Origin of the sequence: Cupriavidus sp. USMAA2-4, assembly GCF_001854305.1 — a bacterium.
Taxonomy (GTDB): domain Bacteria; phylum Pseudomonadota; class Gammaproteobacteria; order Burkholderiales; family Burkholderiaceae; genus Cupriavidus; species Cupriavidus malaysiensis.
In genome coordinates this window covers 164,043-175,483 of the sequence record NZ_CP017749.1, presented here as the reverse complement: position 1 = coordinate 175,483, position 11,441 = coordinate 164,043, and the positions used below count along the sequence as shown (strand labels likewise).

At 66.8% G+C, this 11,441-nt stretch carries 7 protein-coding genes; 4 read left to right on the top strand and 3 right to left on the bottom strand.

Translation table 11 applies throughout. From position 1 onward, the window contains the following. Positions 1 to 80: 80 nt before the first annotated feature. The 3 genes from BKK79_RS20950 to BKK79_RS20940 form a co-directional block, all read right to left on the bottom strand. Positions 81 to 3,542 (bottom strand): alpha-1,4-glucan--maltose-1-phosphate maltosyltransferase, encoded by a 3,462-nt coding sequence (locus tag BKK79_RS20950; RefSeq protein ID WP_442873271.1) that lies wholly within the window; start codon positions 3,540 to 3,542, stop codon positions 81 to 83. A gap of 398 nt (positions 3,543 to 3,940) precedes the next feature. Further along, positions 3,941 to 7,987, bottom strand: coding sequence for a CheR family methyltransferase (locus tag BKK79_RS20945; protein ID WP_071038658.1), 4,047 nt, complete (start codon positions 7,985 to 7,987; stop codon positions 3,941 to 3,943). A 29-nt stretch (positions 7,988 to 8,016) separates the two neighbouring features. Beyond that, on the bottom strand, positions 8,017 to 8,697 hold the full coding sequence (locus BKK79_RS20940; RefSeq protein WP_084085604.1) for a recombinase family protein: 681 nt from the start codon (positions 8,695 to 8,697) through the stop codon (positions 8,017 to 8,019). Between the two features lie 368 nt (positions 8,698 to 9,065). Here BKK79_RS20940 and BKK79_RS20935 point away from each other — a divergent pair, with 368 nt between their 5' ends. The 4 genes from BKK79_RS20935 (at position 9,066) to BKK79_RS20920 (ending at position 11,432) form a co-directional block, all read left to right on the top strand. Next, the gene (locus BKK79_RS20935) at positions 9,066 to 9,371 is read left to right on the top strand and encodes a hypothetical protein (RefSeq protein ID WP_071038656.1); all 306 of its coding nucleotides are present in this window, start codon (positions 9,066 to 9,068) and stop codon (positions 9,369 to 9,371) included. Positions 9,372 to 9,525: 154 nt separating this feature from the next. Further along, positions 9,526 to 10,098: a phasin family protein gene (locus BKK79_RS20930; protein WP_157903370.1), complete on the top strand. Its 573-nt coding sequence runs from the start codon at positions 9,526 to 9,528 to the stop codon at positions 10,096 to 10,098. Between the two features lie 178 nt (positions 10,099 to 10,276). After that, positions 10,277 to 11,020 carry an acetoacetyl-CoA reductase gene (gene phbB / locus BKK79_RS20925; protein WP_071022357.1) on the top strand — a complete coding sequence of 248 codons (744 nt, stop codon included), beginning with the start codon at positions 10,277 to 10,279 and terminating at the stop codon, positions 11,018 to 11,020. An 88-nt stretch (positions 11,021 to 11,108) separates the two neighbouring features. Then, positions 11,109 to 11,432: a hypothetical protein gene (locus tag BKK79_RS20920; protein ID WP_232346416.1), complete on the top strand. Its 324-nt coding sequence runs from the start codon at positions 11,109 to 11,111 to the stop codon at positions 11,430 to 11,432. Positions 11,433 to 11,441: the final 9 nt, after the last annotated feature.

Genomic DNA, 11,441 nt, shown 5'->3' with positions numbered 1-11,441 from the left:
TCTCCTCAATGTCTCCTCAATGTCCCCCATGTCCCCCATGTCCCCTCGTGCCGGTCCGCATGCGCCCGGCCGAGCAGCCGTCAGGCACCGGCCCCGCCGCCCTCAGCCGGGGCGGCTGCGGCGCGGCGGGCGCCGCCGATGGGGGTGACCTGCCAGAGCGCGAACGGCACATGGGCCGGATCCAGCCGGATGTGCTGCTGCTTGCCGTTCAGCTTGAAGTGGTGGCCGCTCATCAGGTCCTGCACGGACACGCCTGCCTGGTCAGGCAGGCCCCATTCCCATAGTGGAATCTCGATGGAGGCCTCCTGCGCGTGGCGCGGATCGAGGTTGATGGCGACGAGCAGGACGTCATCCCCGAACAATGTTTCCTCGCCCGGCACGAAGCGCGCGAAATACAAGATGGCATCGTTGCCGGCATGGTAGAAGCGCAGCCCCAGATGGCTCTGCAGGGCGGGATGCTGCAGGCGGAGCAGGTTCAGGCGCGTGATCTCCGCGACGATGTTGCCGGGCTGCTGCCAGTTGCGCGGGCGCAGTTGATACTTCTCCGAGTCGAGATACTCCTCCCGCACCTTCCCGTCCACGACGAGGGGCTCGGACTCGCACAGCTCGAAGCCGCTGTACATGCCCCACAAGCCGGATAACAACGCGGCCAGCGCCGCGCGGATCAGGAACGCAGGGCGCCCGCCTTCATGCAGGAAGGGGGGGTTGATGTCTGGCGTATTGACGAAGAAGTGCGGGCGGAAGTATTCACGCAGCGGGCCTTGCGTCAGCTCGGTCAGGTACTCCATGAGCTCGGCCTTGGTGTTGCGCCAGGTGAAGTAGGTATAGGACTGGCTGAAGCCCACCTTGGCGAGCCGCGCCATCATCTTGGGCCGCGTAAAGGCCTCGGACAGGAAGATGGCGTCCGGATAGTGTGCGCGGACGTCCTCGATCATCCACTCCCAGAACGGCAGCGGCTTGGTGTGGGGGTTGTCGACGCGGAAGATGCGCACGCCCTGTTCCAGCCAGAACATGACCACGTCGCGCAAGGCCTGCCAGAGCGCCGTGGCCGCCGGAGCCGGGGCGTAGAAGTCCGGGTTGACGATGTCCTCGTACTTCTTCGGCGGGTTCTCCGCGTAGCGCAGTGAGCCATCGGGCCGACGCGCGAACCACTCCGGGTGCGCCTTCAGCCAGGGATGATCGAGCGAGCACTGGACGGCAAAGTCCAGCGCCAGCTCCAGCCCGGCCGCCGCGGCGGCATCGCGCAGGCGGTGAAAGTCCTCGAACGTACCGAGTTCCGGGTGCAGGGCATCGTGCCCGCCTTCTTCCGCCCCGATCGCGTAGGGGCTGCCAGGGTCACCCGGCTCGCAGCGCAGGCTGTTGTTGCGTCCCTTGCGGTGCGTCCTGCCGATCGGATGGATGGGTGGGAAGTAGAGCACGTCGAAGCCCATGGCGCGAATAGCGGGCAGGCGGGCGATCACATCGTCGAAGGTGCCGTGCCGCCGGGCACTGCCGCTCTGCGAGCGCGGGAAGAGCTCATACCAGCTGGCGAAGCGGGTGGCCAGCCGCTCGGCCTCGACCGGCATCGGCACCGGGTGGCGCGTGGCGAAAGGCCGCCCCGAAGGATGCTGCATGGCCGCGCGCATGGCCGCGGCGGTGCCTGCGGCGAGGAGGATCTCCAGCCGGCGGGCGTCGTCGCTGGCACTGGCGGCCAGCGCATCGACGATGCCGGCCAGCGCGCCATCGGGCGGCGGCGGCTCGCCGCCGGGCGGCAGCAGGGCGTCCGCCACCAGCCGCGCGCCTTCCTCGATTTCCAGCGTGATGTCGACGCCGGCGGCGAGCTTCTTCGCGATCTCGTCGAGCCAGCTCGCAAAGGTATCGTGCCAGGCCTCCACCGTGAACTCGTGCCGTCCGAGCGCCGCCAGGGGAAAGGCGCCGCGCCAGCGGTCATTGACCACATGCCGCATCGGTGCCTCGTGCCAGTCCTGCTCGCCGGGCGCGCGCCACAGCACGCACGCCGCCAGCTGGGCGTGTCCGTCCATCCAGATATCGGCGCTGACCTCGACGCGCTCGCCCACCACGCGGCGCACGGCAAAGCGCCCGGCGTCGCAGCAGGGAGCCACCTGCTCGATGACGATGCGCGGCGCCTCCAGTGCGGCCACCACGCTGCCCAGGCCGGACGCGCTGATGGCTTCGCCCTGGCGCGCCGCGCGGGTGACGGGCGGCCGTGCGGGCACGGGTACGGCGCGATACAGGCGGATGTCTCCTGCCGCCAGCGAGATGACTGCCAGCGCATCCAGCGCATCCATGGCGGCGCCATCGCGCGCGCCCGCAGGACTGCCCGGGGATGGCTCCAGGCGGGCGGCCGGATCGGGTGAGCTGCCAAGGATGCGATCGGCGCCCAGACTGCCCGGTTCGCGCGCGCTCGGGTTGATCACCACGGCGAGCACGTCCTGGCAGGGCAGCGCATCGCTGCCGCGGTCCGCATCCGCCAGGGGCAGGCGCAAGAGTGCCGTGAGCGGTGCATGGCTGCCCGTCAGCTGCCGTACCGACAAGGCCGGCTCGCTGCCGCGCGCCTCCAGCCAGGTGTTGGCTTGCAGCAGTTCATCGGTGATGTCGTAGCCGGCGGCACGGCACGGGCCGGATTCCGCGCTCAAAGATGGGGCGGCGTCGGCCAGATCGCCGCCTTGCCTGCCACCGGTCTCGAAGCCGGCGGGTACCAGGATGCCGTCGCACAGGGCCGCCGCGCTCCACAACGCACGACGCGCCGTCAGTGCATCCTGGACGGCGGCTGTCAGCGACGTCGCGGCAAGCACCCGTCCGAAGCGGCGCAGCCGCCCGATCTCCTCGCTCAGCCAGCTGCTGCGGAAGTCCCACCACGGCAGGGAGCAGAAGGCGCCATCGAATCTCCCTTGCGCGAGATCTTCAAGCTGCGCGGGCGAAAGGCCGGGCGTCCATACCAGAAGGCGCGGATGCCGGCCATCCGGCGCCGCGCCGGCCGCGGCGTGCAGCATAGCGGTCAGGCTTTTCCAGTGGCGGCCGGCCACCCGATGCGGCGCGCGCAAGCAAAACCCGGCCACGCCGGCGGCGAAGGCCGCGCCGAGCTGCGCGGCCCACCAGCCGCTCAACGCTTCGGCGACGCCTGCATCGTGCCAGCGCAGGCGGGCGCCGGGGAGATGGCTGTCGGTTTCATGCGGGGCGGAGGCCGTTGCAGCACGATCGATCCAGTCGGGATCGATACGCGTCTGCTGCACCGGACAGCGGTCCAGCGAAAGGTCCAGCAAGAGGGACAGGCGGGTGCGCTCGCAGGCGGCGCAGAGCGCGGCCGTGGCGCCCAGCGCATCGCGGTCATCCGCGAGCGGGGCCGGCCAGCCGCTGCACAGCACATGGCTGAAGCCGAGCGCGGCGATGCGCCGGAGCTCGTTGCTCAAGGCATCCGGCTCCGTGGCAGAGGTGAGGTCGAGTTTGCAGATCCGCACTGGATTCGTCCTTCGCGCCTTCCTTATCGGCCGGGGCGACCCGCAGCCGCGCCACATGCGGGGGCCGGAGGCTGTGCGAGCCATGCACATCCTGCGGGTCGGCCTGGTCGCGGTCCGCGATCCTCGCGATCCTGTGGCGGCGTGCCGGGTGATCTCCAATGGGATGGCGTGGAATCCAGGCAGGAGGATTTCGCTATGGTTCCTTGTTGAGTTGTAGCGGGTCGGCAGGCATCGCGCCGTCGGGGCGCGTCCTACTTTCGCGGATCCGCATGGGAGAAGAACGCCATGCGGCACCGGGCGGCTGCGGGTGGGCGCCTCGGCGGGGAGGGGGGCTATGCGCCTCGACGGATCGATGGATCGATCCCGCGGCGTGGTGACCGGCCGCGGGAGCGGCTTGCTGCGGTCCGTGTCGGGCATGCGGGGCTTCCGGCGCGGCGGCCGCCATCCCGGCTGCCACCGCGCCTTGGCCCGATAAAGGAGGGCTATTCGTCCCTGGGAGAGCGTACGCGTGCGATTGCCGCCATCAGTTCATCGAGTACGATCGGCTTGGTCAGGTAGGCGGAGTAGCCATTCTGCATGGCGCCTTGCATGCCGCCGCGCTGCACCACGGCGCTGAGCGCGATGACAGGCAGGTGGGCGTTCTCAGGCTTGGCGCGCAGGGCCGCAAGGAAAGCGAGGCGCTCCGGCCCACCCAGGTTCAAGCCGGACAGCACGACATCGATGGCCTGGTCTTCCACTATCCGGATGGCCTCTTCGCTGCTGTCCGTGCAGGTCACCTGTGCGCCTTCGGTGCTGAGCAGCGCCTGGAACGCATCGTTGGTCGACGTGTCCTCATCCACCATGAGGACGTGCACTGCCTTCAATGGCTTGGCCTCGAACCGTCCCTCGTCGGTCTCCCTGGCATTGTCGCGGCGCAATGGCAAGGCGACCGTAAAGCGGGCGCCGGATGCCATGCCGGTGGATTCGACCGTGATCGAGCCGCCGTGCAGGCCGACCAGTTCCTTGACCAGGTAGAGCCCGATCCCAAGCCTGTCGTCGCGGCCCAGCGACGGGCGGCCGCGTTCGACCATGTCGAACACGTGCGGCAACAGCCCCGCTTCGATGCCGCTGCCATCGTCTTCGATCTGCAGCGTCGCCGCTTCGCCATCGTCCGCCAGCGTAACGTTCACCCGCCCGGCACCCGGCGACTGCAGCGCGTTGGCGACCAGGTTCCATACCACTTGCTCCATGCGGGGCAGGTCGGCCTGGATGATCACCGGATTCTCCGGCAGGTGCGGCGAGAGCTTGATGCCCTTGCTGCGCGCTTCCTCGTCCAAGGCCAGGCAGATGCGCTCGACGATCTCGCGCCAGTCCACCGCCGCGTAGTGGATGGTCAACTCCCCCGTGCGCAGGCGCGACACATCCAGCAAGTCATCGATCAGCCGTGCCTGGCTGATGGCGCTGCGCCGGATCGTGTCGGCGGCACGGGACACTTGCAGGCTCCGGTGTGCCTCGGGGGAGCGTGCCAGCAATTCCGCGTTGGCATAGATCAGGTTGAGCGGGCTCTTGAGCTTGTGCGATACCGCCGCGAGGAACTCGTCGCGCTTGCGCTCGGCTTCGTCGACATTGACCTCGCGGGCGATCTTGGCGAAGCCGCGCAGGCCATCCTCGTTCAGACGCATCAGGACGCCGGTGCAATACACGCGCGAGCCGTCCTTCCGTACGTGCCATCGATCTTCCTCCACACGTCCTTCCTCGCGCGCCCTGCGCAGTTCTTCGCCCGCCACACCGTGCTCGCGCTCGTCGGGCGGGTAGAGCAGTTCGAACGGCTGCCCGACGATCTCGCTTTCCTCGAAGCCGAACATGCGCACTGCGCCGGTGTTCCAGGTCATCACCAGCCCGCTCTCGTCAATGGTGATGATGGCGTACTCCTTCGTGCTCTCCGCCACGATGCGCATGCGCCGCTCGCCCTCGTGCAGGCGTTCCTCGGCTTCGCGTCGCGCAGTGATATCGATGAAGGTCAGCACTGCACCGTCGATGCGGTCCTCCGTGGTCCGATATGGCATGAAGCGCGCGATATACCAGTGCCCATGCGTGCTTCGCACTTCGCGCTCGATCAGGCGCAGGGAGCCGAATGCCTCCGCCGTATCGGCGGCGAGTCCGTCGTATTCGAGCCGATGGGTGATGTCGAAGAGGGGGCGGCCGACGTCGGACGGGATGATGCTGAACACGTCGGCAGCGCGCGGGGTGAAGCGCTTGATGCGCATGGTCCGGTCGACGAAGATGGTGCCGATGTCGTTGGCCGTGATCAGGTTCTGCAGGTCGTCGTTGATCTTCGCGGTCTCGTCCACCTTGGATTTCAGTTCGGCATTGACGGTGACCAGCTCCTCATTGATCGACTGCAGTTCCTCCTTGCTGGTCTCGAGCTCTTCCGTGGCCGAGCGCAACTCTTCGTTGATCGCCTGCAGCTCCTCGTTCGATGCGGTCAACTCCTCCGTGGACGTTTCCGACTGTTCGATGGTCACCTGCAGCTGGTCGCGCGTGCGCTGCAATTCGCGCTCGAGCTGTGCCACCAGGGGATCCCGGCTGCCTTCGCCCTGGGCGCTGTTCTCCGCATCCATGGTGTCCTCGACCTCGTCGAAGAGCACCAGCAGGAAGTCATCGGATGCATCGGGGTCATGCACCGGGCGCACCGTCATCTTGACGAAATAGGGGCGATCGTCGCGCACCAGGCGGATGCGCCGCGATTCCACGCTGCTGTTGCCCTGCAGGGCCTGGAATATCGCCGTACGCATTTCAAGCCGCAGCGCCGGATGCACCACCGAGATGACATTGTGCGATGGTTCGCCGCCGGCATAGTGCAGGAAACGGCCCGCCCGGTCCGACAGGTGCACGATCTCCGAATCGCGGTTGATCAGCACGCTGGGCGGCGCAAACTGCTCGAGCAGGCGCTGATGCAGGTCGCCATACGAGGATTTGCGCTTGCCCGGGGTCTCGACGGTAGCGGCAATCGGCCGCGGACCGGGCATGTCGCTCGCGAGCGCCGGCGATACCCCGCCCACGCGGGCCGCGGTGCTGGCCCGGTAGATTCGATGCTTCTTGTCGACGACGCTGAAGTACTTGGAGGCGATATCGGCCGACTCCGAACTGCCGAGGAAGAGGTAGCCGCCGGGACGCAGCGAAAAGTGGAAAGTGCGCAGGACTTCCGCCTGCGCCTCCCTGTCGAGGTAGATCATCAGGTTGCGGCAGCACACCAGGTCCAGCCGGGAGAATGGCGGATCGCTCAGCACATTGTGCAGGGCGAACAGCACGCGCTCGCGCAGCTTCTTCTTGACGCGGAAGTGCGACTGGTCCTTGGTGAAGAACTGCCGGAGCCGCTCCGCTGAGACATCGCTGACGATGGTTTCCGGATAGACCCCGGCCCGTGCCGCGGTGATCGCCTTTTCGTCGATGTCGGTGGCAAACAACTGGAACGGCGGTACGACATGGCTCGAGCCGGAAGCCTCTTCCAGAAGCATGGCCAGCGAGTAGGCCTCTTCCCCGGTGGCAACCCCGGGCGCCCACACGCGCACGCGCTCCCCGTCTTCGTCCCGATTGGCGAACAGGGCCGGCATCACCTCGCGCTGCAAGGCTTCGAAAGCGTCTTTGTCGCGGAAGAAGTGCGTGACGCTGATCAGCATGTCATCCAGCAGCAGGCGCGTTTCCTCGGGATGCAGCTGCAGGAATTCGCGATAGGCGCCCAGGTCGCGGATGCCGTTGACCTGCAGGCGCCGCTCGAGCCGCCTGAGGACTGTGGCCCGCTTGTAACCCCGGAAATCGTGAGAGGTGCGCGTGCGCAGCATGAGCATGATTTCCTGCAGCGCTTTTTCTCCATCCTGCTGGTCGAGAGGGGTGTCGCTCGACTGGCTCTCCTGGTCGAGTTCGGTCGCCGACGGCAGCCGGATCAGGCGCGCGTTGTCGCGCAACTCGATCAGGCGCTGCGGCATTTCCGCCGCGGGCAGCACGATATCGACCTTGCCTGTCGCGATGGCACTATTGGGCATGCCGTCGAACTTTGCATCGTCCGGACTCTGCGCCAGGGTCACGCCTCCCATTTCCTTGACGTGCGCCAGGCCCACCGAGCCGTCGCTGCCGACGCCGGACAGGATGATGCCGATGGCGCGCTCGCGTTGCGATTCGGCGAGCGTGCGGAAGAACAGGTCGATCGCGACTTGCGGGCCGGCGTGCGCCGCGGCCTTGCGGACCTGCAGGTAGTCGTCGACCATCTGCAGGTCGGACGACGGCGCGATGACGTAGACGTGGTTCTTCTCGATCGCGGTCGTGGTGGTGACCTGCTGCACCGGCATCGCGGTGACGTTCTGGAGGATGCCGGCAAGATGGCTGGTCTGCTCCGGTGCGAGGTGCAGGACAATGACAAAGGCCATGCCATTGTCGGCAGGCATCTCTTCAAAGAAGCTGAGCAAGGCTTCGGTGCCTCCCGCCGAAGCGCCGAGGCCGATAATCGGAAACTTGAGCTTGCTGAACCGCCCTGATGCAATGGACGGAGCCATGGGGACGTTAGGAAGGAGAGTGTTGACGGTCATGCCCGCCCAGGCCTGTCGGCGAGCGGCGGGGATTCGGTTTCCAGGTTGTCGGGCGGCGCACCGCCAGCCGGCTTCAACGGGCTGAGCGGGCCGTTCTGTTCGGCATGGGCGGTCCGGATGCGCAGCACTGTCTGCCGGGATGTGCCGAAGAACCGGGCCACCTCGCTGACCGAAGCTCCATCCGACAGCGACTGCAGGATCCCATTGCGCTCCGCCGTCCCGAGCGAGGGCCGCCGCCCCAGCTGCTTGCCGTTGGCCTTGGCCTCGGCGGCGCTCGCGCGCATGCGCTCGCTGCGCGTCGCCTCGTCGATCGCGGCAATGGCGCGCAGCAGCGTGACGGCCATCGGGGGCGATCTGCGGGCCAGATCCGCGCGGCCCAGCTCCACGCAGTACAGCCCGACGCCGAGCTTGCGGAATCTCATGATGGTCGCGAGCACATCCTGGACGCTGCGCCCGAGGCAGGACAACTGCATGACCACGACCACGTCCCCGTTGGCGAGGCGCTGCATGAGAGCGCGCAGCTGGGGGCGTTCGAGCGCGCTTACCAAGGGCGGCACGCACTCCCAGAAGGCACGCCTCAGGTCGACGGTATAGCCTGCGCGGTCGGCTGCCGACAACTGGTGCTCGATGGCATCCATGTCCGGTGCGCTATTCGAATAGATGAACGTCGACCGCATGAGTGCCATCCGGAATCCGCTTCAGTGTCCGAAATTCTACACTTTAGGACAGCTCTGCAGTAGTCGAGCCGCGCCGGGTCGCTTGCCGAAGGACTTGCAGTGCGGATCTGGCGCCACTTCGGCGGGGCCGTTGCGGCTCTGAACGTCACCAGCGAAGCACCCCGGTGCGGCTGTCGCGCTCGCTATTCGTCTGTGTCTGGCGATTCGCGGCCGCTGACTCAAGCAAGCCAAGGGTGTCCGCAAGGTGCCGATTCAGAACAGGCGGTCGTGGTGTTTCTTTGCACGAAAGTTCATTAGGCTGGTTCTTCCCGTGGAGAGGGCGCGGATCACACGCTGAATCTCCCTCCGAATCCTTCCACAGAGCCCTTATGAACATCACGCAACGATTGACCGTGCAATCGAAGGGCGGCGCCCTGCACGTTGTCGCCATCTGGCAGGGCCTGGCGCGGTATGCCGACAAGATAGGTGGCGTTTCGGCTCATGTGGATGCCGTGCGCGGAGCGGAAAGCCTGGTCATCGACGTCGTCGACGTCTGCCAGGATCAGGTGCTCGGTGTCGCCGCGGAGCTGAATCGATCGACGTTGCCGATGATGGCGACCGTCGAGCCGGTCTGGCAAGGCGCGTCAGCGCCGGCGTCCAGGCAGCCGCACGAAGCCGGCACGAGAACGGGCTAGAAGGCGGCGCCAGACCGGCCTGGCCGGGAGCCGCGCGCGGCGCGTGCGAATGACCTGGCATCCCTGCAGTTTCCCGGATCACCCCACGCATCCCGGCACGAGAGCGGCAGGAGGCCCTGCCACATCCGTACGTCGGGAGCATACACAGGAGCGCATGATGCAAGCATTGAATCTGGAACCGCTGAAGGCCATGCAAGCCGCCAGCTTCGATATCGTCTTCGGCCTGACCACAAAGACCCTGGACGCCTGCCAGCAACTCACGGCGCTTGGCGTGCAGACGTTCCGGGAAAGCCTGTCGGAAAGCCAGAAGCATGTGCTCAGGGCCTCCGCCGTCAAGGACGCGCCGGAACTCTTCGCGCTGCAACTGAGCCTGGTCGAGCCCACAACGGAAAGAATGCGGAACTACGTGCAACGTGTGTGCGAGATCGCCGCCGGTACCCGTGCGGAGTACCAGAAGGTCGCGCAAGCCCAGTTCGATTCCAATCTGCGCAACATGCAGCAGGCCCTGGAGAAGGCCAGCCAAGGTGCGCCGAGCGGTACCGATGGCACTTGGAACGCCTGGCAATCCACCTTGGCCTCCACGGCTGCCTTCTATGACTCCATGCAGCAGGCCACCCAGCACGCCATCGAGCTGGCCGAGCACCAGGTGATCGACGCGGCCGCGACAGCCTCGAGCGCCGCGCGCAAGGCCAATGCAGAATCCGCGCGTTCTGAGGCAAAGCGCTGACACGGCTTGCGACAGGCGCGGTCGCCACGGGAGGCCGACAGGAAGGGCCTCCGTTGCCGTCGCGGCGGCGACGCCGGCCTTGCGGGCGCCGGTGCTCGACCTGGCGCCCGCCGCGCTGTCTGCGGGAGAAGCAGCGCAAGCGCAGCAACCATCGGAACAGATCAAGAGAGAACCGATCATGAGCAAGCAGATCGCCTTGGTAACAGGTGGCATGGGAGGCATCGGCGAAGCCATCAGCGTCAGGCTGCTGGATGCCGGTTACATCGTGGTGGTCACGCACTCGCCAGGCAATGATGGTGCGGGTGCCTGGCTGGCGAGAATGGCCGAGGACGGCCGGCACTTCATCGCGTACGGCGTGGACGTGGCCGATTACGCTTCTTGCGAAGCGTGCGTGGCAAGGATCCGGGCCGAAGTGGGGGGCGTGGATATCCTGATCAACAATGCCGGTATCACACGCGACAGCAGCTTCAAGAAGCTGAACAAGATCGATTGGGATGCCGTGCTGCGTACCGATCTCGACTCGCTCTTCAATATGACCAAGCAGGTATGCGACGGCATGGTCGAGCGTGGCTGGGGGCGCATCATCAATATCGCCTCCATCATCGGATCGAAGGGGGGCTTCGGCCAGGCCAACTATGCGGCCGCCAAGGCGGGCATGCACGGCTTCACCAAGGCGCTGGCACTCGAAGTGGCCAAGCGCGGGGTCACCGTCAACACGGTTTCCCCGGGCTATATCGCTACCAGGATGGTCACGGCGGTACCGGCGGAGATCCTGGAGACCAGGATCATCCCCCAGATCCCGGTCGGCCGGCTGGGGCAGCCGGAGGAGATCGCGGCACTGGTCCAGTACCTGTGCTCACGCGAAGCGGGCTTTGTCACCGGTGCCAACATCGCCATCAACGGCGGCCAGCACATGCAGTGACCAGCCGCGGGCACGTGCGGGCCTGAAGCAGGCTGTGCCGTGCCTGCGGCATACGCCGCGCGCCGGGTGCGGTCCGCGGGGATGCTGCATGGGCAAGCGGAACGAGGAGGGGATGTCGATGGATTCGGTGACGAGCTGGTTCAAGCCGAGGAGCCCGCAAAGGACCGCGGCCAGGGAGTTGCAGGAGGCGCGGCGGATGTTGCTGCAAGCCGAGCAGCACCTCTTGCATGCCCGCATGCAGGCCGACTACTACCGAGACCTGGTGGCTTTCCTGGACACCGTGCAGGAGAGCGGGGTGGAAAGCGTGAGCGACCGGCGCCGGGCCTGCGCCTCTGCGGGACTTCGGCCGCCAGCATGTGCCGCAGGATTGGAGACGGTACCGGTCGTGCCGATCACGCCGTTCGCTGCCTGATGGTCCGGT

Coding starts and splice junctions, on each gene's coding strand:
- BKK79_RS20950 (WP_442873271.1), bottom strand. CDS start 3,542: ATGGCTCGCACAGCCTCCGGCCCCCGCATGTGGCGCGGCTGCGGGTCG.
- BKK79_RS20945 (WP_071038658.1), bottom strand. CDS start 7,987: ATGGCTCCGTCCATTGCATCAGGGCGGTTCAGCAAGCTCAAGTTTCCG.
- BKK79_RS20940 (WP_084085604.1), bottom strand. CDS start 8,697: ATGCGGTCGACGTTCATCTATTCGAATAGCGCACCGGACATGGATGCC.
- BKK79_RS20935 (WP_071038656.1), top strand. CDS start 9,066: ATGAACATCACGCAACGATTGACCGTGCAATCGAAGGGCGGCGCCCTG.
- BKK79_RS20930 (WP_157903370.1), top strand. CDS start 9,526: ATGATGCAAGCATTGAATCTGGAACCGCTGAAGGCCATGCAAGCCGCC.
- phbB (WP_071022357.1), top strand. CDS start 10,277: ATGAGCAAGCAGATCGCCTTGGTAACAGGTGGCATGGGAGGCATCGGC.
- BKK79_RS20920 (WP_232346416.1), top strand. CDS start 11,109: ATGGGCAAGCGGAACGAGGAGGGGATGTCGATGGATTCGGTGACGAGC.